The 24,015-nt window shown below is 66.0% G+C and carries 24 protein-coding genes (1 of these 24 running past the window's edge); 11 read left to right on the top strand and 13 right to left on the bottom strand.

What is annotated here, in order from left to right:
• Positions 1-63: 63 nt before the first annotated feature.
• On the top strand, positions 64-546 hold the full coding sequence (gene coaD, locus GR316_RS05350) for a pantetheine-phosphate adenylyltransferase (RefSeq protein WP_211784989.1): 483 nt from the start codon (positions 64-66) through the stop codon (positions 544-546).
• Positions 543-1,565 carry a sensor histidine kinase gene (locus tag GR316_RS05345; RefSeq protein ID WP_211784988.1) on the top strand — a complete coding sequence of 341 codons (1,023 nt, stop codon included), beginning with the start codon at positions 543-545 and terminating at the stop codon, positions 1,563-1,565. The genes coaD and GR316_RS05345 overlap by 4 nt, the downstream gene beginning before the upstream one ends.
• On the opposite strand, the gene gap (GR316_RS05340) is transcribed toward GR316_RS05345, so the two are convergent.
• The 4 genes from gap (GR316_RS05340) to tkt form a co-directional block, all read right to left on the bottom strand.
• On the bottom strand, positions 1,562-2,563 hold the full coding sequence (gene gap / locus GR316_RS05340) for a type I glyceraldehyde-3-phosphate dehydrogenase (protein ID WP_211784987.1): 1,002 nt from the start codon (positions 2,561-2,563) through the stop codon (positions 1,562-1,564). The genes GR316_RS05345 and gap (GR316_RS05340) overlap by 4 nt on opposite strands.
• A gap of 65 nt (positions 2,564-2,628) precedes the next feature.
• Complete coding sequence (locus tag GR316_RS05335; RefSeq protein WP_211784986.1) at positions 2,629-2,769, bottom strand: hypothetical protein; 141 nt, start codon at positions 2,767-2,769, stop codon at positions 2,629-2,631.
• A gap of 12 nt (positions 2,770-2,781) precedes the next feature.
• Positions 2,782-3,786, bottom strand: a complete 1,005-nt coding sequence (gene gap / locus GR316_RS05330; RefSeq protein ID WP_211784985.1) for a type I glyceraldehyde-3-phosphate dehydrogenase — start codon at positions 3,784-3,786, stop codon at positions 2,782-2,784.
• A 160-nt stretch (positions 3,787-3,946) separates the two neighbouring features.
• On the bottom strand, positions 3,947-5,962 hold the full coding sequence (tkt, locus tag GR316_RS05325) for a transketolase (protein WP_211784984.1): 2,016 nt from the start codon (positions 5,960-5,962) through the stop codon (positions 3,947-3,949).
• A gap of 162 nt (positions 5,963-6,124) precedes the next feature.
• Between tkt and GR316_RS05320 the strand changes: the two genes are divergently transcribed.
• Genes GR316_RS05320 through GR316_RS05310 form a run of 3 tightly spaced genes read left to right on the top strand, consistent with a single transcriptional unit; the run spans position 6,125 to position 7,219 of the window.
• Positions 6,125-6,529 carry a hypothetical protein gene (locus GR316_RS05320; protein ID WP_211784983.1) on the top strand — a complete coding sequence of 135 codons (405 nt, stop codon included), beginning with the start codon at positions 6,125-6,127 and terminating at the stop codon, positions 6,527-6,529.
• On the top strand, positions 6,522-6,896 hold the full coding sequence (locus tag GR316_RS05315; RefSeq protein ID WP_211784982.1) for a cell division protein ZapA: 375 nt from the start codon (positions 6,522-6,524) through the stop codon (positions 6,894-6,896). Before GR316_RS05320 ends, GR316_RS05315 begins: the two co-directional genes overlap by 8 nt.
• Entirely contained in the window at positions 6,893-7,219 is a 327-nt protein-coding gene (locus GR316_RS05310) for an MliC family protein (protein ID WP_211784981.1), read from the top strand. The genes GR316_RS05315 and GR316_RS05310 overlap by 4 nt, the downstream gene beginning before the upstream one ends.
• A 30-nt stretch (positions 7,220-7,249) precedes the next feature.
• On the opposite strand, the gene grxD is transcribed toward GR316_RS05310, so the two are convergent.
• The 4 genes from grxD to GR316_RS05290 all read right to left on the bottom strand — a co-directional run bounded on the left by grxD (position 7,250) and on the right by GR316_RS05290 (position 11,229).
• On the bottom strand, positions 7,250-7,624 hold the full coding sequence (grxD, locus tag GR316_RS05305) for a Grx4 family monothiol glutaredoxin (protein ID WP_211784980.1): 375 nt from the start codon (positions 7,622-7,624) through the stop codon (positions 7,250-7,252).
• Between the two features lie 23 nt (positions 7,625-7,647).
• The gene (locus GR316_RS05300; RefSeq protein WP_211784979.1) at positions 7,648-7,890 is read right to left on the bottom strand and encodes a BolA/IbaG family iron-sulfur metabolism protein; all 243 of its coding nucleotides are present in this window, start codon (positions 7,888-7,890) and stop codon (positions 7,648-7,650) included.
• Between the two features lie 58 nt (positions 7,891-7,948).
• Entirely contained in the window at positions 7,949-10,105 is a 2,157-nt protein-coding gene (purL, locus tag GR316_RS05295) for a phosphoribosylformylglycinamidine synthase subunit PurL (RefSeq protein ID WP_211784978.1), read from the bottom strand.
• Positions 10,106-10,332: 227 nt separating this feature from the next.
• On the bottom strand, positions 10,333-11,229 hold the full coding sequence (locus GR316_RS05290) for a LysR family transcriptional regulator (RefSeq protein ID WP_211785116.1): 897 nt from the start codon (positions 11,227-11,229) through the stop codon (positions 10,333-10,335).
• Positions 11,230-11,350: 121 nt separating this feature from the next.
• Here GR316_RS05290 and GR316_RS05285 point away from each other — a divergent pair, with 121 nt between their 5' ends.
• Genes GR316_RS05285 through ccmE form a run of 3 tightly spaced genes read left to right on the top strand, consistent with a single transcriptional unit; the run spans position 11,351 to position 13,672 of the window.
• Positions 11,351-12,163 carry a glutamate racemase gene (locus GR316_RS05285; protein WP_211784977.1) on the top strand — a complete coding sequence of 271 codons (813 nt, stop codon included), beginning with the start codon at positions 11,351-11,353 and terminating at the stop codon, positions 12,161-12,163.
• 15 nt (positions 12,164-12,178) lie between these two features.
• The gene (argC, locus tag GR316_RS05280) at positions 12,179-13,207 is read left to right on the top strand and encodes an N-acetyl-gamma-glutamyl-phosphate reductase (protein WP_211784976.1); all 1,029 of its coding nucleotides are present in this window, start codon (positions 12,179-12,181) and stop codon (positions 13,205-13,207) included.
• 24 nt (positions 13,208-13,231) lie between these two features.
• Complete coding sequence (ccmE, locus tag GR316_RS05275) at positions 13,232-13,672, top strand: cytochrome c maturation protein CcmE (RefSeq protein ID WP_211784975.1); 441 nt, start codon at positions 13,232-13,234, stop codon at positions 13,670-13,672.
• A gap of 32 nt (positions 13,673-13,704) precedes the next feature.
• On the opposite strand, the gene gltA is transcribed toward ccmE, so the two are convergent.
• Positions 13,705-14,991, bottom strand: a complete 1,287-nt coding sequence (gene gltA, locus GR316_RS05270; RefSeq protein WP_211784974.1) for a citrate synthase — start codon at positions 14,989-14,991, stop codon at positions 13,705-13,707.
• Between the two features lie 70 nt (positions 14,992-15,061).
• Positions 15,062-16,456, bottom strand: coding sequence for a glutamate--tRNA ligase (gltX, locus tag GR316_RS05265; protein ID WP_211784973.1), 1,395 nt, complete (start codon positions 16,454-16,456; stop codon positions 15,062-15,064).
• A 78-nt stretch (positions 16,457-16,534) separates the two neighbouring features.
• Here gltX and GR316_RS05260 point away from each other — a divergent pair, with 78 nt between their 5' ends.
• Complete coding sequence (locus tag GR316_RS05260; protein ID WP_211784972.1) at positions 16,535-18,556, top strand: ComEC/Rec2 family competence protein; 2,022 nt, start codon at positions 16,535-16,537, stop codon at positions 18,554-18,556.
• On the opposite strand, the gene lexA is transcribed toward GR316_RS05260, so the two are convergent.
• Positions 18,550-19,230 (bottom strand): transcriptional repressor LexA, encoded by a 681-nt coding sequence (gene lexA / locus GR316_RS05255; RefSeq protein WP_211784971.1) that lies wholly within the window; start codon positions 19,228-19,230, stop codon positions 18,550-18,552. The two genes, GR316_RS05260 and lexA, sit on opposite strands and share 7 nt — an antisense overlap.
• Positions 19,231-19,243: 13 nt before the next feature.
• Positions 19,244-20,317 carry a lysine-2,3-aminomutase-like protein gene (locus GR316_RS05250; protein ID WP_211784970.1) on the bottom strand — a complete coding sequence of 358 codons (1,074 nt, stop codon included), beginning with the start codon at positions 20,315-20,317 and terminating at the stop codon, positions 19,244-19,246.
• 122 nt (positions 20,318-20,439) lie between these two features.
• On the opposite strand from GR316_RS05250, the gene GR316_RS05245 reads away from it, so the two are divergent.
• Together GR316_RS05245 and GR316_RS05240 are read left to right on the top strand one after the other, a co-directional pair.
• Positions 20,440-21,030, top strand: coding sequence for a hypothetical protein (locus GR316_RS05245; RefSeq protein ID WP_211784969.1), 591 nt, complete (start codon positions 20,440-20,442; stop codon positions 21,028-21,030).
• A 24-nt stretch (positions 21,031-21,054) separates the two neighbouring features.
• Entirely contained in the window at positions 21,055-22,230 is a 1,176-nt protein-coding gene (locus GR316_RS05240) for a nucleotide sugar dehydrogenase (RefSeq protein ID WP_211784968.1), read from the top strand.
• Here the strand turns inward: GR316_RS05240 and GR316_RS05235 are convergent.
• On the bottom strand, positions 22,227-24,015 hold the 3' portion of the coding sequence (locus tag GR316_RS05235) for a xanthine dehydrogenase family protein molybdopterin-binding subunit (RefSeq protein ID WP_211784967.1). The gene runs 389 nt beyond the window's last position; 1,789 of the gene's 2,178 nt are visible here — the last part of the coding sequence; its start codon lies off the right edge, out of view — the gene reads right to left on this strand; it ends in the stop codon at positions 22,227-22,229. The genes GR316_RS05240 and GR316_RS05235 overlap by 4 nt on opposite strands.

Here is a 24,015-nt window from a genome sequence, read left to right as displayed (position 1 = left end):
TTATTTCGGCTTGCGGTTTTCCGCCTGATCCTGTTCCCCTCGCTGAACGTGGGAGGGAACGACATGCGCATCGGATTGTATCCAGGCACCTTCGACCCGGTGACGCTGGGCCATATCGACATCATGCAGCGCGCGGCGCGGCTGGTGGACCGGCTGGTGATCGGGGTCGCGATCAATCGGGACAAGAAGCCGCTCTTCTCGCTGGAGGAGCGGGTGGAGATGGTGCGCCATGAAACGCGCGGCCTGACGGATTGCGAGATCGTCGTGCATCCGTTCGAGAACCTGTTGATCGACTGCGCTCGCGATGTCGGCGCGCAGGTGATCGTGCGGGGGCTGCGGGCCGTCGCGGATTTCGAATACGAATTCCAGATGGTGCATATGAACCGTCAGCTCGATGCCTCGATTGAGACGCTGTTCCTGATGGCCGATGCGCGCCGTCAGGCCATCGCCTCGAAGCTGGTGAAGGAGATCGCGCGCCTTGGGGGGGACGTGTCGAACTTCGTGACGCCAGCGGTGGGGACGGCGTTGCGCCAGCGTTTCGCATGAAGCCCGACATCTCGCGGATCTTCGGCACGATCAGCCGCCTGATCCTGGAGCCGCGATCGACGGCGTTCCGGTGGGGCTTTGCGGTCCTGTCCTTCGCGGTGGCGCTGGCGCTGCGATGGGTGGTGGACGATCAACTTCAGGACGGTTTCCCGTTCCTCACCTTCTTTCCGGCCGTGGTAATGACCGCGTTCTTCTGCGGGATCCTGCCGGGCGTGGTGGTGGCGGTGGCGTCCTTTGCCGCGTCTTGGACGCTGTTCATATCCGAACCCGGCACGCTCGATATGTCGGCGCAGGCGCTGACGGCGATGGCCTTCTTCACCTTCATCACCGTGACGGATGTGGTGCTGATCGCGATAATGTCCCGCGCGATCCGCCATCTGGACGAAGAGCGCAACCGCTCGGCCGCAATGGCGGAGCAGGGGCGTCTGATGTTCAACGAATTGCAGCACCGGGTGTCGAACAACCTCGCGACCGTTGCGGGCCTTCTGACCATTCAGCGCCGGGCGGTTAAGGACGAAACCGCCCGCAAGGCGCTCGACGATGCGGCAGCCCGCATCAACGTCGTGGCGCGGATGAAGCGGCTTCTGCACGACCCCACGGCGCAGGAGGTGGATTTCGCCGCCTTCCTGCGCGACATGACCCATGAGGTCATCGCCGCCGCCGGGGTGGAGGAGCGGGTGCATGTGCATCTGGAATGCGCGCGGATCGCCATTCCGCGCGACCGGGCCATTCCCCTCGGCCTCATCACGACGGAGCTTTTGAGCAACGCGATCGAGCATGCCTTCGGCGCGGGCGAGGAGGGGCATGTGGAGATCGTGCTGCGCCGCAACGGCACGAAGGTGGTGCTGCGCATCGCCGATGACGGCCACGGCCTTCCGGCGGGGTTCGTGCTGGAGGAGACGCGGAGCCTCGGCCTGTCGATCGCGCGTCAATTCGCGCTGCAGATCGACGGGGAGTTGGTCATGAAAAACCGCGCCCCGAAGGGCGCGGTATCGGAACTCGTGTTTCCGGCGGTTTAGATCAGCTTGCCGAAGGCGACGGCCGTATCGGCCATGCGGTTCGAGAAGCCCCATTCGTTGTCGTACCACGACAGGATGCGCACCATCCGGCCTTCCATGACCTTCGTCTGGTCCATGTGGAAGATCGAGGAATGCGGATCGTGGTTGAAGTCGCTGCTGACATTCGGCGCGTCGGTATAGCCGAGGATGCCCTTCAGGCGGCCATCGGCGGCGGCACGGATCGCGTCGTTGATCTCTTCCACCGTGGTGTCGCGGGCGGCTTCGAAGACGAAATCGACGACCGAGACGTTCGGGGTCGGAACGCGGATCGCAACGCCGTCCAGCTTGCCCTTCAGCTCCGGCAGCACCAGACCCACGGCCTTGGCGGCCCCGGTCGAGGTCGGGATCATCGACAGCGCCGCTGCGCGGGCGCGGTAGAGGTCCTTGTGCATCGTGTCCAGCGTCGGCTGGTCGCCGGTGTAGGAGTGGATGGTCGTCATGAAGCCCTTGGTGATGCCGATGGCATCGTTCAGGACCTGTGCGACCGGCGACAGGCAGTTCGTCGTGCAGGACGCGTTGGAGATGACGAGATCGTCCTTGGTCAGCGTGTCATGGTTCACGCCGAAAACGATCGTCTTGTCGGCACCATCGGACGGGGCGGAGACGACCACGCGTTTCGCGCCGTTCTCGAGGTGGATCTTCGCCTTTTCCTTGGAGGTGAAGATGCCGGTGCATTCGAGCACGACATCCACGTCACCCCAGGGCAGTTCCGCCGGGTTGCGCAGGGCGGTCACGCGGATCGGGCCGCGGCCGGCGTCGATCGTGTCGGCCGTCGTCTTCACCTCGGCCGGGAAACGCCCGTGGACGGAGTCGAAGCGCAGCAGGTGTGCGTTCGTTTCGACCGGGCCCAGATCGTTGATGGCAACAACTTCGATGTCGGTGCGGCCGGATTCGATGATCCCGCGCAGGACGTTGCGGCCGATGCGACCGAAGCCATTGATGGCGACTTTGACGGACATGGTTCTCTCCCATAGAAGCGTTGGCGCTAACATGGGGAAGGGATCGGAGGCTTGCAAGGGGTTTCCTATCGCCAGAAGGCGACCCATCGGACAAGATCGAGGAAACGCCGAAGGAGGAAGACCGAGCCCCCCCAACCGAAGGCGAGGTCGAGGCCCACGGCCACGAAGATGATCGCGGCCAGCCCGAAGGCGATTCTGTCCGTCACAAGACGCGTTCCCTACTGGAGGAGCCGCCCCATCGCCGCCGCCACATCGGCCATACGGCAGGAAAAGCCCCATTCGTTGTCGTACCAAGCCAGAACGCGGACGGTCCTGCCGCCCACGACCTTGGTCTGGTCCGGTGCAAAGATAGACGAATAGGGGGTGTGGTTGAAGTCAATCGAAACCTTGGGTTCGGGATCGTAGGACAGCACGGCGCCCATCGCCCCCGATGCCGCCTCCTCCACGATCGCGTTCACCTCGGCGACCGTCACCGACCGGGCGGCGACGAAGGTCAGATCCACCGCCGAGACATTGGGCGTCGGCACGCGGATCGCCGATCCGTCGAGCCGTCCGGCAAGCGCGGGCAGCACCTCGGAGATGGCCTTCGCCGCGCCGGTGGTCGTGGGCACCATCGCCATGGCCGCACCGCGCGCGCGGTAGGGATCGTCATGGCGGCGGTCCAGCACCGGCTGATCGCCGGTATAGGAATGGATGGTGGTCATGATCCCGGACTCGATCCCCACCGCGTCGTTCAGCACCTTGGCCAGCGGCGCGAGGCAATTCGTCGTGCAGGAGCCGTTCGAGACCATCCGGTCCGTGATCCGCAGATCGCCGTCATTCACCCCGAACACCACCGTCCGGTCCACATTCCGCGCCGGGGCCGAGATCAGCACCGACCGTGCGCCCCGGTCCAGATGCGCCCGCGCCCGCAGGCCGTCGTTGAACTTGCCCGTGCATTCCAGAACGACATCGACGCCGGACCAGTCCAGATCCGCAGGGTCGTAGGTGGACATGACCCGGATCGGGCTGCCGCCCAGATCCAGCATCCCATCGCGCACCCGAACGCTGCCGGGAAAGCGGCCATGCACGGAATCGTATTTCAGAAGATGGGCGTTCGTCTCCACCGGGCCGGTGGCGTTGATCGCGGCCACCTTGATGTCGTTGCGGCCCGATTGGGCGATATGGGCCAGCGTGCAGCGCCCGATCCGTCCGAAGCCGTTGATGCCCACCGTGATCGTCATGCGCATGCCCCTCTGCTGATGCAGATGAAAGGCTAGGCCTCGATCCGGGGTATGGAAAGCAAAAAACAAGCCAAATCAGGATGTTATCGCAAACAGGCGGTGGTTGCGCTAACGCCGTCGGCCTTATGGAAAAGGCCGCCCCGGGGGGCGGCCTTCGGGATCAGAGAAGGGCTTTGGCCTTTTCGACCACCGCCTCGGCGGTGATGCCGAACTCCTGATACAGACGCTCGGCCGGGGCGGAGGCACCGAAGCCGGTCATGCCGACGAAGGCCGCCTTCTTCTCGCTCCCACGCTCGCCCAGAAGCCAACGGTCCCACGGCATGCGGCAGGCGGCTTCGATCGCGATCCGGACCGGACCAGCCGGAAGCACCTTCTTGCGATAGGATTCGTCCTGCTGGGCGAAGATCTCCATGCAGGGGACGGAGACGACACGCGTGCCGATGCCTTGCGCTTCCAGCAGCTCGCGGGCCTTCAGCGCGATCTCCACTTCCGACCCAGTGGCCATCAGGATCACCTGACGCTTGCGCGTGGCCTCTTCCAGCACATAGGCGCCTTGGGCCGTCAGGTTCTTCTGGCTGTGCGTGCGGCGCACGGTGGGCAGGTTCTGGCGGCTCAGCGCCATGACCGAAGGGGTGCGTTTGGTCGTGAGGGCCAGTTCCCACGCCTCGGCGGCCTCGACCGCGTCGGCGGGGCGGAACACCCAAGTGTTGGGCGTCGCGCGGCTGATGGCCAGATGCTCCACCGGTTGGTGGGTCGGGCCGTCTTCGCCAAGGCCGATGGAGTCGTGCGTCATCACGAACACGCTCGGCACGCCCATCAGCGCGGCAAGGCGCATCGCCGGGCGGGCATAGTCGGTGAAGGCCATGAACGTGCCGCCATAGGCCCGCAGCCCGCCATGAAGCGCGATGCCGTTGATCGCGGCCGCCATGCCGTGTTCGCGGATGCCGTAATAGACGTAGCGCCCCTTGCGGCTTTCGATGTCGAACACTCCCATATCGGCGGTCTTGGTGTTGTTCGAGCCGGTGAGGTCGGCCGAACCGCCGATCGTTTCCGAGACGATGGGGTTGATCACCTCCAGCGCCATTTCGGAGGCCTTGCGCGTCGCGACCTTCGGAGCCGTCTCGGTGACCTGCTTCTTCAGGGCGCGGATCGCGGCGGACAGGCGCTTGGGCATGTCGCCCGCGAACTGGCGCGCGAACTCGGCCTGTTTGGCATCCGACAGCGTGCGCAGGCGGATGTCCCACTCGGCACGGTCCGAGGCACCGCGGCGGCCGATGGCGGCCCATTGGTCCCGGATGTCGGCGGGGATGTCGAAATCGTGGTGATCCCAGCCATAGACGGTGCGTGTGTCGGCGATCAGTTGCGCATCGGTCAGCGCGCCGTGGCCTTTGGACGTGTCCTGCGCCGAAGAGCCGAGCGCGATGTTCGTCACGCAGTCGATCAGGGCCGGGCGGGGCGAAGCCTTGGCGGCGGTGATCGCCCGGTCGATGTCGTCCGGGTCATGGCCGTCGCATTCGAACACGTCCCAGCCCGAAGCCGCGAAACGCGCCTTCTGGTCGGTGACATCCGACAGCGAGACCTTGCCGTCGATGGTGATGCCGTTGTTGTCCCACATCACGATCAGCTTGGACAGCTGCAGGCGGCCCGCAAGGCCGATCGCCTCTTGGCTGACGCCCTCCATCAGGCAGCCGTCGCCGGCGATGACATAGGTGTAGTGGTCGATGATCTTCTTGCCCCAGCGGGCACGCAGCGACTCTTCGGCGATGGCGAAACCGACCGAGGTGGCGATGCCCTGACCCAGCGGGCCGGTCGTCGTCTCGATCCCGCCGGCATGGCCGTATTCGGGATGGCCGGCCGTGATGGCGCCCCACTGGCGGAAGTTGCGGATCTGCTCCAGCGTCATGTCGGCATAGCCGGTCAGATGCAGCAGCGAATAGAGCAGCATCGAGCCGTGGCCCGCCGACAGGATGAAGCGGTCGCGGTCGGGCCATTGCGGATCGGCGGCGTCGAACTTCATGTGCTTTTCGAACAGCACCGTCGCCACATCCGCCATGCCCATGGGCATACCGGAATGGCCGGAATTGGCGGCGGCCACGGCGTCGAGGGTCAGGGTGCGGATCGCGGCGGCGCGCATCCAGTGATCATGGTGGCGGCTGCGCAGGGTGGCGATATCCAAGGCGCGCTCCTCTTCATTCGGTGGGGTCGCCTGTCCATATCAGGCGCGGCGGCAAGATCAAGCGCGGCGGCGGGAATGGGGGCTAAATCCCGTGCGGAAACCCGCTAAGATCATGGCGACGTGGGTGCGGCACACGATTCGCGCCCGAACGAAGGAGGCTAGATGCAGGATCTGGTGGAGCTTGAGCGGCGGATCGCCCGCGCGCTGGAACGGATCGGCACGGCGGCGCAGAGCCTTCAGGGCGACGCAGCCGAGAGCCGCGCCGTGCAGGAGGAACGCGAGGTCAACGCCCAGCTTGCCGAACGGCTGCGGGTCGTGAAGGAGAAGTCCTCCGAGCGGATCGAGGCCCTCGAGGCCGAGGTCGCCAGCCTGAGCGAACAGCTCGAAACCCTGCGCGCCGCCGCCGGGGAACTGCACGAACAGCTGTCCCAGATGCGCGGCGACACCACCCCCGCCGAGATCCAGAGCCTGCAGGCGCTCCGCGCCTCGGACCGGGCGGAGCTGGACTCCATCCTCTCGGCGCTGGAGCCGCATGTGAGCAAGGCAGAGGATGCGCAACATGGCTGATCTCGACATCACCATCGGCAACAAGACCTTCACCGTCGCCTGTCAGGACGGGCAGGAGCGTTTCCTGCAGGCCGCCGCGCGGCAATTGTCGGATCAGGCGGGTGCCGTTCTTTCGCAGATCGGCCGCATGCCGTCCGAGCGGATGCTGCTGATGGCCGGGCTGATGCTGGCCGACAAGACCGCCGCGATGGAGCATGAGCTGACCACCCTGCGCGCCCGCGTGGCCGAATTGCAGGCCCGCCCCGCGCCCGCCCCCGAGCGGGTGGAGGTTCCGGTGATCCCCCCCGTCGTGGTGGAGACGATGGCCGAACTCGCGGCCCGGACCGAGGCGCTCGCCGCCACGCTGGAGGAGAAGGTCGCGCAGTGAGGGCGCTCGCGATCCTTGCGGCGCTGCTTCCCGGCGCCGCCCTTGCAGAGCCCCCCTTCACGACGCTGACCTATACCTGTGAGCGGGGGGTGACGGTGCCCGTCACCTATGTGAACACAGGCGACACCGCTTTGGCCGTCCTGAATGTCGAGGGGCGTCAGGTCACGCTTCTGGCCGAACGCGCCGCATCCGGGGCGCGCTATGGCTGGCCGTCGGACGGGGCGCATTACGTCTGGTGGTCGAAGGGGGATGGGGCGGTGCTGCTGTGGCACGGGCCGGACGGGACGGAGGATGTCCTGCTGGCGAGCTGCACCGCAACATGAAAAGGCCCCGGCATTGCCGGGGCCTTTCGTTTATTCCGCGTTCGCTTCGCGGATCTTGTCGGCGGCGTCCTTGTCATAGGCGACGCCGTTCGTTTCGAACAGGCTGTCGAGTTCGCCCGACAAGGTCATCTCGGTGATGATGTCGCAGCCGCCCACGAACTCGCCCTTCACGTAAAGCTGCGGGATCGTCGGCCAGTCGGAGAAATCCTTGATCCCCTGACGCAGCTCCTGATCGGCGAGCACGTTCACGTCCTTGAACGCGACGCCCATGTAGTTGAGCACACCGGCCACGCGGCTGGAGAAGCCGCATTGCGGCATCTGCGCCGTGCCCTTCATGAAGAGCACCACGTCATTGGTTTCGATCGTCTGGCGGATCTGGTCCTGTGCGGTGGTCGTCTCGGTCATGTCGTATCCTTTCAGGCCCGCAATCAGGCGGGCGCCTTCGTCGTCAGTGCGAGTGCATGCAGCTCGCCGTTCGCGCCGTCCATCTTGCCCTTCAGGCTGGCATAGACGGCCCGCTGCTGCTGCACGCGGTTCATGCCCTTGAAACTTTCGTCGATCACTTCGGCCGACCAATGATTGCCGTCGCCGGCAAGGTCGGTGATCGTGATCTTGGCGTCCGGGAAGGCCTCCCGGATCAGCGCTTCGATGTCGTGGGCTTCCATCGGCATGGGAATGTCCTTTGGTGTCTTGCTTCAGATGTAGACCCGCACCCGCCCGCCTGCAAGATCAGGCGATCGCGGCTTCGAAGGCCGTGCGATAGAGAGTGGAGAGTTCCGTCAGCGGGGCCTGTGCCGCGCCGAGGCGGATCGTGTCGCCGCCGAAGGTGCCGACCGTGTCCAGCCAGATGCCCGCCGCCTCGGCGGCTGCGGACAGATCCGGCAGCGCCTCGGGGGCCACGGCCACGAGGTAACGGGCCTGATCCTCGCCAAAGAGGGTGCCCGCATCGCCCGCCGTCAGCGTCAGGCCAAGGCCGGCGGCCTCCGCCATCTCGAAGGCCGCGAGCGCGAGCCCGCCATCCGATAGATCGGTCGCCGCACGCAGGCGGGTACGCTGGGCGCGCAGGAACTCGCCATTCCGGCGCTCCGTCTCCAGATCGACATGGGGGGCGTCGCCATCCTCGCGGCCCAGAAGCTCGGCCAGAAGGGCCGACTGGCCCAGATGCCCGGTGGTCTGACCGATGACGACGGCCAGATCGCCCGCCTGCGGCTGACCGGCGATCATCTGATCCAGCGTCAGGATGCCGACGGCGCCGATGGTCGGCGTCGGCAGGATGCCTTGCCCGTCCGTTTCGTTATAGAGGGACACGTTGCCCGACACGATCGGCATATCGAGGGCGATGCAGGCCTCGCCGATGCCTTGGATCGCGCCGACGAACTGGCCCATGATCTCCGGCTTTTCGGGGTTGCCGAAGTTCATGTTGTCGGTCGTGGCAAGGGGCTTGGCGCCCACCGCCGTCAGGTTGCGATAGGCTTCGGCCACGGCCTGACGGCCGCCCTGCAGCGGGTTCGCCTTAACGTAGCGCGGCGTCACATCGCTGGTGAAGGCCAGCGCCTTGTTCGTGCCGTGCACGCGGACCACCCCGGCGCCAAGGCCCGGCGCGCGGATCGTGTCGGCCATGACCATGCTGTCATATTGCTCATAGACCCACGCCTTATGCGCATAGCTCGGCGAGCGCAGGAGCGCGCGCAGCCCGTCCAGCGGGTCGATCGCGGGCACCGGCTTCATCGGGGCGGCGGCGGGCGTCGGGGTCCAAGGGCGGTCATATTCGGGGGCCGAGGAGGACAGCTTCGACAGCGGTAGATCTGCCTTCACCGCACCGTTGTGCAGGATAAGGAAGCGGTCCTCGGGGATGGTTTCGCCGACGATGGCGAAGTCGAGATCCCATTTCACGAAGATCGCGCGGGCCTCGTCCTCCATCTCGGGCTTGAGCACCATGAGCATCCGCTCTTGGCTTTCCGAGAGCATCATCTCGTAGGCGGTCATGTTCGGTTCGCGCTGCGGCACGTTCTCCAGATCGAGCCGGATGCCAAGGCCGCCCTTGTCGCCCATCTCCACCGCCGAGCAGGTAAGCCCCGCCGCGCCCATGTCCTGAATGGAGATGACCGCGCCCGACGCCATCAGCTCGAGGCAGGCTTCGAGCAGACGCTTTTCGGTGAAGGGGTCGCCGACCTGCACGGTCGGGCGCTTCTCCTCGATCGTGTCGTCGAATTCGGCCGAGGCCATGGTCGCGCCGCCCACGCCGTCGCGGCCCGTCTTGGCCCCGAGATAGACGACCGGCATCCCGACCCCAGAGGCCGCAGAGTAGAAGATCTTGTCCGTATCCGCGAGGCCGGCAGCAAAGGCGTTCACGAGGCAGTTGCCGTTATAGGCGGCGTGGAACCGCACCTCGCCCCCGACGGTCGGCACGCCGAAGGCGTTGCCATAGCTGCCGATGCCTTCGACCACGCCCTTCACCAGATGCGGCGTCTTGGCATGGGTGGGCACACCGAAGGACAGCGCGTTCATCGCCGCGATGGGGCGCGCGCCCATGGTGAAGACATCGCGCAGGATGCCGCCGACGCCCGTCGCCGCGCCCTGATGCGGCTCGATATAGGAGGGGTGGTTGTGACTCTCCATCTTGAAGATGACGGCCTGACCGTCGCCGATATCGACCACGCCCGCATTCTCGCCGGGGCCGCAGATCACCTGCGGGCCGGTGGTCGGCAGGGTGCGCAGCCAGCGTTTGGAGGATTTGTAGGAACAGTGCTCGTTCCACATCGCGCTGAAGATGCCGAGCTCGGTGAAGGTCGGCTCGCGTCCGATGATGTCCAGAATACGGTCATATTCGTCCGGCTTCAGACCATGGGCGGCGATCAACTCGGGCGTGATGACGGGGTCGGACATGGCTTCCTCGGCTCGCTTGGATTTGCCCAGCGTCATAAGGCAGGAACCGCGTCAGGGGAAGGCACGAAAAAAAAGCCGGGCATAAGCCCGGCCTAAGTCCAACAGGGAGGTATGAAATCAACAGTCATGTGACCGCTGCCTTCGAAAGCAGAAATAGGCCTGCCATGCTTAATCAGCAAGCTCTTTTAGAACGAAATACTGCATGGCTGCCATGCGGCAGGCGCATATCAGCTGTTCTGGTACTTCTTGCGGTAGGTGATGATCTCTTCGGTGATGAAATCCCGGAAGGCCGCGACACGCTTGGAATGGCGCAGTTCTTCCGGATAGGCGAGGAAGACCGGCACGTCGTTCGAGGACACGTCGGGCAGCACGCGCACCAGATGCGGAAACTCCTCGGCGAGGTAGTTCGGCAGAACGCCGATCCCCAGATGGTTCAGGACCGCCTGCATGACGCCGAAATAATTGTTCACCGTCAGGGTGGAGGGGATGTCGTGGCTCATCAACTCCGCCACCAGCGAGGCGCCGGCGCTGACCTGCGGCGTTCCGGCATGTTGGCAGATCAGACGGTGCTGGTTGAAATCGGCCATGTTCAACGGGGTGCCGTGCTTCTCCAGATAGTCGGGCGAGGCATAGAGCTGCATGCGGATCGTCATCAGCCGCTTGCGGATCAGGTCGGCCTGGCTCGGCTCCTTCATGCGGATGGCGACATCGGCCTCGCGCATGGGCAGGTCCAGAACCCGCTCCTCCAGCATCAGGTCGATCTTCAGCGCTGGGTATTTCTGATAGAGCCGGGTCAGCCGCGGCGCGAGCCACATCGTCCCCAGCCCGATGGTGGAGGTGACGCGCAGTTCGCCGAACACCTCGTCCTCGCTGTCGCGGATGCGCGCGGCGGCGGCGTCGAGGCGTTTGGCCATGGCGCTGGTGGCGTCGAACAGCAGTTCGCCCTGTTCGGTCAGGATCAGGCCCCGCGCATGCCGGTGGAACAGCGTGACGTTCAGGCTTTCTTCAAGCGCGCGAATCTGCCGGCTGACGGCCGATTGCGACAGGTGCAGCGTGTCGCCGGCATGCGTCAGGCTGCCCGCATCTGCGACAGCGTGAAAAATGCGAAGTTTGTCCCAGTCCATCATGATCCTTAAGCCCCCGGGGGATCATCTAGTCTTTGCATGGCTGACTTGCAAACGGAACATGGCTGGAAATCGGGCGCCATCTGGCATAAGCGGGGCGAGCGCGATGCAGGAGGATGGAATGGCGGTTGGCATCTTCGATTCGGGGCTGGGCGGGCTGACCGTCCTGTCCGCCCTGCAGCAGCGTCTGCCGGACGTGCCCTTCGTCTATCTCGGCGACAACGCCCATGCGCCTTACGGGGTGCGCGACGCCGACGACATCTTCGATCTGACGACCCGCGCGGTCGAACGCTTGTGGGACGAGGGATGCGATCTGGTGATCCTTGCCTGCAACACCGCATCGGCCGCCGCGCTGAAACGTATGCAGGAGACGTGGATTCCGCAGGACAAGCGCGTCCTCGGCGTGTTCGTGCCGCTGATCGAGGCGCTGACCGAACGGCAATGGGGCGACAACTCCCCCCCGCGCGAGGTGGGGGTGAAGCATGTCGCGCTGTTCGCGACCCCGGCCACCGTCGCCAGCCGCGCCTTTCAGCGTGAACTCGCCTTCCGCGCCATCGGCGTCGACGTGGAGGCGCAGCCCTGCGGCGGCGTCGTCGATGCGATCGAGGCGGGCGATTCCATTCTGGCCGAGGCGCTGGTCAAAAGCCATGTGGAGGCGCTGCTGCGCCGGATGCCGAAGCCCGATGCCGCCATCCTCGGCTGCACGCATTATCCGATGATGGAAGCGGTGTTCCGCACGGCGCTGGGCCCCGGGGTGACGGTGCTGTCCCAGCCCGACCTCGTGGCCGCCGCGCTGGAGGATTACCTTGCCCGGCGCCCGGAGTTCCTTGGCAGCGGGCAACGCAGCCGCTATCTGACGACGGGCAATCCGGACAGCGTCTCTTCGCACGCGACCGCGTTTCTGCGGCGCGGCGTCGAGTTCGAGGCCGTCTGACTGAAAGGACCGACCATGACCCATCGCATCGCCATTCTCGGCGCCTCCGGCTATACCGGGGCCGAGCTGGTCCGCCTGATCGCCTCCCACCCCTCGATGCAGATCGTGGCGCTGTCGGGGGATCGCAAGGCCGGTATGGCCATGGCCGAGGTCTTTCCCTTCCTGCGCCATCTGACGCTGCCGGTTCTGCAAAAGATCGAGGAGATCGACTTTTCGCAGGTCGATCTGGCGTTCTGCGCGCTGCCCCATGCCACGAGCCAAGCCGTCATCCGCGAACTGCCGCGCGATCTGAAGATCGTGGACCTTTCGGCCGATTTCCGTCTGCGTGATCCGGCGGCCTATCAGAAATGGTACGGCCAGCCCCATGCCGCGCTGGAGATTCAGGCCGAGGCTGTCTATGGCCTCACCGAATTCTACCGTGACGAGATCCGCGCCGCCCGCCTCGTGGCCGGTACGGGCTGCAACGCCGCGACCGGGCAATACGCCATCCGCCCGCTGATTGAGGCGGGGGTGATCGACCTCGACGAGATTCTGATCGACCTGAAGGCCGGTGTGTCCGGCGCGGGCCGCAGCCTGAAGGAAAACCTGCTTCATGCCGAACTGTCGGAGGGCACGAACGCCTATTCCGCGGGCGGCAAGCACCGCCATCTGGGGGAGTTCGATCAGGAATTCTCGGCCGTGGCGGGGCGCCCGGTTCTGGTGCAGTTCACGCCGCATCTGGTGCCGATGAACCGCGGAATTCTGGCCGATGTCTATGTCCGCGGCGAAGCGGCGGCGATCCATGCCGCGCTGCAAAACTGTTATGCCGACGAGCCGTTCATCCATGTGCTGCCCTTCGGCGCGCTGCCGTCCAGCCATGACGTGCGCGGGTCGAACCATGTGCACATCGGTGTGATCGGCGATCGCATCCCCGGACGCGCGCTGGTGGTTGCGACGCTGGACAACCTGTGCAAGGGCTCAAGCGGTCAGGCGATGCAGAACGCCAACCTGATGCTGGGGATCGAGGAGAGCGCCGGTCTGACGGCGGCCCCCGTCTTCCCCTGACGAACGCCACTTCGCGGGGAACGCATGAGAGGTCTGAAGAAACGCCGGCGCATCCAGATCATTGCGCTGGCCTTTGTCGCACTGGCCGGATCGACGGCGCTGGTCGGCTGGTCGATGCAATCGGGGATCAACTTCTTCCGCTCGCCCAGTCAGGTGCTGACCGATCCGCCGCAGCCCGGCGAGGTGTTCCGCCTCGGTGGGCTGGTGGCCGAAGGAAGCCTGATCCGGGGGCAGGGGGAAACCGTCGCCTTCACGGTGACGGATGGCACGGCGCTGGTGCCCGCCCGTTATACCGGCGTTCTGCCGGACCTCTTCGGCGAAGGGGAGGGCGTGGTCGGCACGGGCCAGATGGACGGCGACACCTTCGTTGCGACCGAGATCCTTGCCAAGCATGATGAGAATTACATGCCCAAGGAGGTCGTGGACGCCTTGAAGGAACAAGGCGTCTACATGCCCTCCAAATGAAAAGGACCGGCGAGAGCCGGTCCTTTCATCATTCAGCGCGACGACAGGTCGGTGTAGTCCCGACGCGCCGGCCCGGTATAGAGCTGACGCGGACGACCGATCTTCAGCGCCGGATCCGAGATCATCTCTTTCCACTGGCTGATCCAGCCGACGGTGCGCGACAGCGCGAAGATCGGCGTGAACATCGCGGTCGGGAAGCCCATCGCATCGAGGATGATCCCCGAATAGAAGTCGACGTTCGGATAGAGCTTCTTGGAGATGAAGTAATCATCCTCCAGCGCGATCCGCTCCAGTTCCTTGGCGACCTGCAGCGTCGGGTTGTCGTGGATGCCCATAAGCTCCAGCACCTCGTCGGCGCTTTCCTTCATGACCTTCGCGCGCGGGTCGAAGTTCTTGTAGACGCGGTGACCGAAGCCCATCAGGCGGAAGGGATCGTTCTTATCCTTCGCCTTTTCGATGTATTCCGGAATGCGGTCCACGCTGCCGATCTCGCGCAGCATCTCGAGGCAGGCTTGGTTCGCGCCGCCATGGGCCGGACCCCAGAGGCAGGCGATGCCCGCCGCGATGCAGGCGAACGGGTTCGCGCCCGAGGAGCCCGCCAGACGCACCGTGGAGGTGGAGGCGTTCTGCTCGTGATCGGCGTGCAGCATCATGATGCGGTCCATCGCCTTGGCGAGAACCGGGTTCACCTCGTAGGTCTCGGCCGGGACCGAGAAGCACATGTGCAGGAAGTTCGACGCATAGTCGAGATCGTTGCGCGGGTACACGAAGGGCTGACCGATCGAGTACTTGTAGGCCATGGCCGCGATGGTCGGCAGCTTGGCGATCAGGCGGAAGGACGCGACCTCGCGCTGGTGCGGATCGGTGATGTCCGTCGAATCATGGTAGAAGGCGGACATGGCGCCCACGACCCCTACCATCGTCGCCATCGGATGCGCATCCCGGCGGAAGCCGCGGAAGAAGTTGTGCATCTGTTCGTGCACCATGGTGTGGCGCGTGACGGTGTTGCGGAAATCGTCCATCTGCGCCTTGGAGGGCAGATCGCCGTAGAGCAGCAGGTAGCACACTTCGAGGAAGCAGGACTGTTCGGCCAGCTGCTCGATCGGGTAGCCGCGGTGCAGAAGCTCGCCCTTGTCACCGTCGATGAAGGTGATCGCGCTCTCGCAGGACGCGGTGGACGTGAACCCCGGATCGTAGGTGAACACGTCCAGCCCGCCATAGAGCTTGCGGATGTCGAGCACGTCCGGTCCTGCCGTCGGGCTGAGGACCGGAAGATCCACGGTCTTGTCGCCGAAGGTCAGTGAGGCGTTTTTCGTCATAGGGTCATCCCTCTCCAGTAGCAGGAGGGACGAAATCGGCCCCCCGAACATCTTGCCGGGCCGGGGCGCCTCAGGTGGCGTCCTCCAGCCGCGCGATCGTTTCGTCCCGACCGATGACCAGCATCATGTCGTAAACGCTTGGCGTTGCCGTACGTCCGGCCAGCGCGGCCCGGATCGGGGCGGCCAGTTTGCCGAACCCCAGTCCCTTCTCCCCCGCGAAGTCCGTCAGAAGCGGCTCCAGATCGTCCTTCGACCAGCTAGCATCCGCCAGACGTTCCGTCAAATCCTTCAGTATGCCACGGGATACAGGGTCCAACGCGGCCTCGGCCTTTTCGTCCCGTTCCACCGGCCGGGAGACGAGGGCGAAACGCCCCTTCTCCAGCAGGTCGGGGAAGGTCTTCGCCCGATCCTTGAGCGCGTACATCCCCCGCAGCAGGCGGTCCTTCTGCACGCCATCCAACGCCTCTTTGCCGCTGGCGGCAAGGAAGGCGTCGAGTTCGGTCAGAAGATCCGCGTCATCCATCATGGCGACATGCTGACCACAGGTATGTTCCAGCTTCTTGAAGTCCAGTCGCGCCGGGGCGCGGCCGATGCCACCAAGGTCGAACCATGCCTTCGCCTGTTCGGTGGTGAAGATCTCGTCATCGCCATGGCTCCAGCCGAGGCGGGCGAGGTAGTTGCGCATCCCCGCCGCGGGATAGCCCATGACCTGATATTCCTCGACGCCGAGGGCGCCGTGGCGTTTGGACAGCTTCTTGCCGTCCGCGCCATGGATCAGCGGGATATGGGCCCAGACCGGCACCGTCCAGCCCATCGCATCGTAGACCATCTGCTGGCGCGCGGCGTTGTTCAGGTGATCGTCGCCGCGGATGACATGCGTCACGCCCATGTCGTGATCGTCCACCACCACGGCCAGCATGTAGGTGGGCGTTCCGTCCGAGCGGAGCACGACCATATCGTCCAGCTGATCGTTGCCGAAGCGGACCTCGCCCTGCACCTCGTCGGCGATGACAGTCGTCCCTTCGCGCGGGGCCTTCATGCGGATCACGAAGGGCGCATCGGGATGGCTGGCGGGGTCGGCATCGCGCCACGGGCTTTGGAACAGGGTGGAGCGGCCCTCGGCCCGCGCGGCCTCGCGGAAGGCCTCGATCTCCTCTTGGGTGGAGAAGCAGCGATAGGCGGTCCCGGCCTCCAGCATCTGATGGGCCACCTCGGCATGGCGATCCTTGCGGTCGAACTGGCTGACGACATCGCCGTCCCAATCGAGGCCCAGCCATGTCAGGCCCTTCAGGATGGCCTCCGTCGCCTCGGGGGTGGAGCGTTCGCGGTCCGTATCCTCGATCCGCAGGAGGAACTTGCCGCCCCGCCCACGGGCATAGAGCCAGTTGAACAGCGCCGTCCGTCCGCCCCCGATGTGAAGATAGCCGGTGGGGGAGGGCGCGAAACGCGTGACGATCTGGGACATCGGAAACTTAACCTTTCGGAAACCATGCCTGTGCTAGGTTCTCTGCCGTTGTTAGGCAATCACCGGATGGGAAACAAGGTGCCGTTCCGACCGCTGGAGGCTCTGGAAGCGGCGCGGGGCCATCTTTTCCCGATGATCCCGGTGCTGATGGCGGTGGGTATCGCGATCTGGTTCGCGCTGCCTGCCGAGCCGGGGGCGGGGGTCTATGCGGCCTGCGCGGCCGGGCTGGCGGCGCTTGGGCTGCTGGCGCGGCAGGGCAGGTGGCAGCCGGTCGCCATCGGGGCGGCGGCGGTGCTGGCAGGGGTGCTGCTGATCGGCCTGCGCGCATGGATGCAGGAGGCGCCGATCCTCGGCTTTCGCTATTACGGCGCGGTGGAGGGGCGGGTCATCGGGATCGACCGCTCCGCCACCGACCGGCTGCGCCTGACGCTGGATCATGTGGTGCTGGAGCGGACGGCCCCGGACCGGACCCCGGCGCAGCTGCGCGTGTCGCTGCATGGCGATCAGCCCCTGCGGATAGAGCCGGGACAGACGGTCATCCTCACCGCGCATCTGTCGCCCCCCATGCCCCCGTCCGAGCCGGGGGGATTCGATTTCCGGCGCATGGCATGGTTCGAGCGGCTGGGCGCCATCGGCTATGCCCGCACGCCCGTCCTGCTGCTCGAACCGCCGCCGCCGACGGCCCGCCCCATCGACCGGCTGCGCGCCGTTCTGTCGGGGGCGGTGCAGGCGCATGTGCCGGGGCAGGCAGGCGCCTTCGCATCGGGCGCGGTCACGGGCGATCGTTCGGCGATCACGCAGGACACGGTGGAGGCGCTGCGCGATTCGAACCTGTCGCATCTCCTGGCGATCTCGGGGATGAACGTCGCGTTCCTCACCGGGTTCACCTTTGCGCTGCTGCGATATGGGCTGGCGCTCTGGCCATGGCTGGCGCTGCGGGTGGATACGCGGCGGGTGGCGGCCGTCGTCTCCATGGGAGTGGCGGGGTTCTATTTCGCGCTGTCGGGCGGCAACCTCGCGACCGAGCGCGCCTTCATCATGGCGGTGATCATGCTGGGGGCGATTCTGGCGGGGCGGCGGGCGGTGTCGATGCGGACCATCGCGCTGGCGGGGATCATCATGCTGGCCCTGCAACCCGAGGCGCTGATGAATGTCGGCTTTCAGATGTCCATGGCCGCGACCATCGCGCTGGTGGCCGGTTTCGCGGCGGTGGACCGGCTGACCTTCCGTCAGCGCCTGCCGCGCTGGGCGCTGCCGGTCTATACGGCGGTGCTGTCCTCGGTGATCGGTGGGCTGGCCACGGGGCCGATCGCGGCGGCGCAGTTCAATCGCTTTGCCGAATTCGGCCTGTTGGCGAACCTGCTGACGGTCCCGGCGATGGGAACGCTGATCATGCCGGGGGCGGTCGTGGCCACGCTGCTGGGGCCGATCGGCCTGCCGCAGCCGGGCATGTGGATGATGGAGCTGGGCGCCCGCTGGATCCTTGGCGTGGCGCATTGGATCGCGGCGTGGAAGGGGGCGAGCCTTGGCATCGTCGCGCCGCCCGCATGGGTGATGCCGGGGATGAGCCTCGGGGCGGCGTGGCTGATCGTCTGGCCGGGGCGTGCGCGACTGGCCGGGGTGGTGGCGATCGCGGCGGGCCTCCTGGCTTGGCCGCTGGCCGAGCGTCCGGCGGTGCTGATCAGCGACGACGGCGCGGCGGTGGGGGTGATGACCCCTCTGGGCCGCGCGATGTCCTATCCGACGGGGGCAGGCTTTGCGGTCGGAAGCTGGCTGGAGCGGGATGGCGATCTGGCGACGCAGGCCGATGCGGCACTGCGGGAGGGTTTCCGCGACCAAGACGGCATCCGGATCGCGGAGGGACCGTTGCCGGTCGCGCATCTGAAGGGCAAGGGCAGCGCCGCGCGCGTGGCCGAGGCCTGCGCCCTTGCGCCCATCGTCGTGCTTGCGGGCGACAGCGCGGAGCATCCGGAGGGATGCCTCGTTCTGGACCATGCGGCGCTGCGCGATACCGGGGCGGTCGCGCTGTCGGGCCGCCCGGGCGCGATCCGCATGGACCGCGCGCTTGGCGGTGCGCGCTGGTGGGACGGGGATCAGTAGTTGCGGATCAACCCGACCAGACGCCCCTGAACCTTCACCTTGCTTTCCGGAAGGATCCGCGTCTCATAGGCCGGGTTCGCCGCCTCGAGGGAGATCATGCCGCCCTTGCGGCGGAAGCGTTTCAGCGTCGCCTCATGCCCCTCGATCAGGGCGACGACGATTTCGCCGTTCTCGGCCACGCTCTGCTGGCGGATGATGACCGTATCGCCATCGTTGATGCCGGCCTCGATCATCGAATCCCCTTCCACGGTCAGCGCGTAATGCTGCCCTTGGCCCGAGATCATCGATCCGGGGACGGCGACGTGATGGGTCACGTTCTGGATCGCCTCAATCGGGATACCGGCGGCGATCTTGCCCATCACCGGCACGTCCAGCGCGTCGGGGGTCACGGGCATCGCCCCGCTCGGCAGGTTGGCGCGATCGCCTTCGATGACCTTGGGAACGAAGCCCCGCTCCATCGCTTCGGGGATCTTCACGATTTCGATCGCGCGGGCGCGGTGGGCAAGGCGGCGGATGAAGCCCCGCTCCTCCAGCGCCGTGATCAGACGGTGGATGCCCGACTTCGACCGCAGATCCAGCGCCGCCTTCATCTCATCGAACGAGGGCGGAATGCCGTCCCGATCCACCCTCTGGCGGATGAATTCGAGAAGCTGCATCTGCTTGCGGGTGAGCATGGGGTGACATCCTTCAGGTTCCGGTCCTGTTCTGCCCGTGTTCCCCATTTGTGTCAAGGCCTTGCCGGTCGGGATCAACGTAACGGTGCACCTGTCCGCGCCAATCGGTGATGTGCCAGACCCCGTCCCCCTGCGGCGCGGCATAGCCCGGATGCAGCGGCACCTTCCCATGCCCGCCCGGAATGTCGAGGACATAGGTCGGCAGCGCGAACCCCGACAGATGCCCGCGCAGCGCGGCCATCAGCGCCTGACCTTCGGCGATGGTGGTGCGGAAATGGCTGGTGCCGCGCGCCAGATCGCAGTGATGCAGGTAATAGGGCGTGACGCGGTGGCGCGTCAGCGTGCGGAACAGATCGGCCAGCGTGTCCGCATCGTCGTTGATCCCGCGCAGCAGCACGCTTTGCGACAGGAGCGGGATGCCGGCGCGCGTCAGGCGGCGCAGGGCGGCGGCAGCACCCTCGGTCAGTTCGGCGGCGTGGTTGGTATGGACGACCACATAGACCGCGGGCCGGATGTCCAGCGCCTGCAGCAGCGCCTCCGTCACCTTCTCCGGGGCGACGATGGGCACGCGGGTGTGAAAGCGCACCATCTCCAGATGCGGGATCGCCTCCAACCGCCGCAGCAACGCCGAGAGGCGGCGCGGCGACAGTACCAGCGGATCGCCGCCCGTCAGGATCACCTCGCGGATCGCGCGGGTGGCGCCTAGGTATTCGATGACCGCATCCATCTGCGCATCGGGCAGGGGGCCATCCTCCCCCACCGCCTCGCGCCGGAAGCAGAAGCGGCAATAGACCTCGCAAGTCTGGGTGGCGTGCAGGATCACACGGTCGGGATAGCGGTGCGTCAGGCCGGGGACGGGGCTATGGGCCTTGTCGCCGATGGGATCGTAGAGCTCCTCTTCGCGGATCACCAATTCGCGCGCATCGGGGACGAACTGCGCCTCCACGGCCGGATGGCGCGTGGCGTGCATGGCGGGCGTCATGCGGATGCGGAACGCCTCGGCCACGTGTTGCAGCTCGGCACTCGCGGCGGGCAGGAGCCCTTCGCGGACGAGATCGTCGAGATTGGTGGAGGCGCGTCGGGACATGGGCTCAGTCTGATGGCGGAGGCGCGTTATCCCCCGCATGCGCCAAATGTTCAAGCGGGGCGAAAGATGCTGGCAATCCCGCGCGCGTCCGGCCAGAAAGAAACGGCAACCTGGAAGAGACGATGACACCGGACACGATCACGCCGCTGATGCCCGCGCCCGAGACGTCGCTGCTGCGCGAAGCCTACGAGGCGGCGCAGGTGATCCTTGAATACGGCATCGGTGGATCGACGGTGATGGCGTCTGGTATGTCCGGCACGACGCTGTTCGGCGTGGAATCCGATGCTGCCTGGGCCGAGCGTGTGCAGGCCGAGGCTGCGGGCGGGCTGGGCGATATCCGCCTGCATGTGGTGGATATCGGCGCGGTGGGCCGCTGGGGCCGACCGAAATCGGCGGCCGACTGGCCGAAGTTCCACCGTTATGCGACAACGGTCTGGGACCGGGCGGATTTCGTGCATCCGGATATCGTGCTGATCGACGGGGTTCTGCGCCCGGCTTGCTTTGCGGCCTGCGCGCTGCGGATCACGCGGCCCGTGACCGTGCTCTTTGACGATTACCGCGACCGGCGCGCCTATCACGCGGTGGAGCGGATCGTCCCACCGCTTCTGATCGAAGGGCGGCTCGCCGTCTTCGAGTTGGAGCCGGGGATGATCGGTCCGGCGGATCTGACGCTGATCCAGTCGCTGTTCGGACAGGTGAATTATGCAGATTGAAACGTGCCGAGGGAAACGAGCTTTATGAGTGACAGGAAGATTGCGGTAGCCGGGATCGGTTATGTCGGGCTTTCGAACGCGGTGCTTTTGGCGCAGCACAACGAGGTGGTGGCGCTGGATGTGAGCGCGGAGCGCGTGGCGATGCTGAACGCGCGCCAATGCCCCATCGTCGATGACGAAATGGAACGCTACCTCGCCGAGAAGCCGCTGAACCTGACGGCCACGCTCGACCCGGTGGAGGCGTTCAGCGGCGCCGAGTTCGTCATCGTCGCGACCCCCACCAACTACGACCCGGTGGAGAACTTCTTCGACACCTCCTCGGTCGAGGCGGTGATCGCCAAGGTGACCGAGATCGCACCCGAGGCGACGATCGTCGTCAAATCCACGATCCCGGTCGGCTTCGTGGCGGCGGCGCGGGCCAAATACGGCACCAAGCAGGTGATCTTCAGCCCCGAATTCCTGCGCGAGGGGCGTGCGCTGCACGACAACCTTCACCCCTCGCGGATCATCGTGGGCGAGCGGTCGGAGCGGGCGCAGGTCTTTGCAGACCTGCTTCTGGCGGGCGCGATCGAAAAGAACGTGGAGGTTCTCTTCACCGATCAGGACGAGGCGGAGGCGATCAAGCTCTTCGCCAACACTTACCTTGCGATGCGGGTCGCGTTCTTCAACGAGCTCGACAGCTATGCCCTCAGCCGCGGGCTGGACACGCGGCAGATCATCGGCGGCGTCAGCCTCGATCCGCGGATCGGCGGGCATTACAACAACCCTTCGTTCGGCTATGGCGGCTATTGCCTGCCCAAGGACACCAAGCAGCTTCTGGCGAACTATTCCGAAGTGCCGCAGAACCTGATGCGCGCGATCGTGGATGCCAACCGCACGCGCAAGGATTTCCTCGCCGACCGGATCATCGCCAAGGCGCCGAAGGTCGTCGGGATCTATCGTCTGGTGATGAAGGCGGGGTCGGACAATTTCCGCCAAAGCTCGATCCAAGGGATCATGAAGCGGATCAAGGCCAAGGGCATCGAGGTCATCGTCTATGAGCCGGTGCTCGAGGATGCCGAATTCTTCGGCTCGCACGTAGAGCGGGATCTGGAGACCTTCAAAAGCCAGTCGGACGTGATCGTGGCGAACCGCGCCACGTCCGATCTGGCGGATGTCCTCGAGAAGGTCTTCACCCGCGATCTGTCGGGGCTGGATTAAAGCCCCGCCAGAATGCGGTCGGGCGTGGCCGGGAAATGCCGGACGCGCACGCCGCAGGCGTTGTAGACCGCGTTCAGCACCGCCGCGCCCGCGCCGCAGATGCCCAATTCGCCGATGCCTTTCACTTGGGTGGGGCCGGCATGGGCATCCAGCTCTTCCAGCAGATGCACCTCCATATGGGGCACATCGGCATGGGTCGGGACGTGGTATTCGGCAAGATCGCGCGCCACGTTATGCCCATCGCGGTCGTCCTGCGCCATATCCTCGGTCAGGGCGATGCCGATGCCGAAGGTCATGCCGCCAAGGCATTGCGAGCGTGCCGTCTTGGCATTAAGGACGCGGCCGCAGGCGAACACCCCCATCATGCGGTGCACGCGCACCTCGCCGGACCAGCGGTTCACCGCGACCTCGGCCCAGTGGCTGCCCCATGTGGCCTGCCGAACGGCCTTGGCGGTATCGCCCGGTTCGACATGGCCTTCGGCATCGAGCGGCTCACCGTTCAAAAGATCGGTCAGTTTGCGCACCGCGTTGCCGGCGCGGGCCTCGCCGTCCTGTAGGGTCAGATCCGTTTCGGCGCATCCCATGCGCTGGGCGAGGGTGGTGCGCAGTTCCTCGCAGGCAAGATAGACCGAGGTTCCGGCCGAGGCCGCCCCGAACGATCCCCCCGAACCCGAAGCCGGCGGCATGTCCGTATCGCCCAAATGCACCTCCACCGCGTCGCGGGGCAGGCCCAGCATCTCGGCGGCGATCTGGCCCAGCACGGTATAGGTGCCGGTGCCGATATCGGTCATGTCGGTTTCCACTAGCGCCCGCCCGTCCGGTGTCAGCGACACGCGCGCGCGGGATTCGATGATCTGGTTCACCCGCACGGCGGCGGCCATGCCCATGCCCATATACCATTCCCCCTGCAGCGTGTGCTTCGGGGCGGGGTTGCGGTCGGCCCAGCCGAAGCGGCGGGCACCTTCCTCCATCGCCTCGGCCAGCTTGTGGCTGGAGAAGGGGCGCCCGGTCACGGGCTCGTTCTGCGGGATGTTGCGAAGGCGGAACTTTACTGGGTCGAGGCCGACGCGCTCGGCCATCTCGTCCATCGCGCATTCGAAGACGTTGACGCCAATCGCCTCACCCGGGGCGCGCACGGATCCGGTCGCGGGGCGGTGGATGCGGGCGATCTCTTGGACGATGCGGCGATGCGCGCCGTCATAGGTGAAGGGCGTTGCTTGGGTGACGGGTTCGGCAAAGGTCGTGTCGGGAAGATTGGACACGCGGGATTCGTGGCCAAGGCCCGTCAACCGCCCATCGGCATCAGCGGCCAGCAGTACGCGCTGACGGCTTTCGGAGCGGCGATGCGACAGATCGAAATCGTGCATCCGCGTCAGCACGACCGACACTGGCCGCCCGAGTTCGCGCGCAGCCAGCGCCGCAGCCACCGCCTCGGCATTGATCCCCAGCTTGGAGCCGAAACCGCCCCCGACATAGGGCGCAAGCAGGCGGACTTTTTCCAGCGGGATGCCGAGGGCATCCGCCATCTGCTGCCGGTTCGAGGAGAGCATCTGCATCCCCGCCCGTATCGTCACATGATCGCCGTCCCATTCGGCGATGGCGGCATGCGGCTCCATCGCCGTGGCGGCCATGGAAGGGGTGTGCCACACCTCGTCCAGCACGAAGGCCGCATCGCGCATCGCGGCATCGAGATCGCCGGCGGCGGATTGCTTGGCATCGGGCCGGTCCAGCGGGGCCGTTGCGGGATCGAGGGGGGCGTCTGTCTCCTCCTCATAGGTGATGGGC

Source organism: Falsirhodobacter algicola (assembly GCF_018279165.1).
Classification (GTDB): domain Bacteria; phylum Pseudomonadota; class Alphaproteobacteria; order Rhodobacterales; family Rhodobacteraceae; genus Falsirhodobacter; species Falsirhodobacter algicola.
This window is presented reverse-complemented; position numbering and strand designations above follow the sequence as displayed.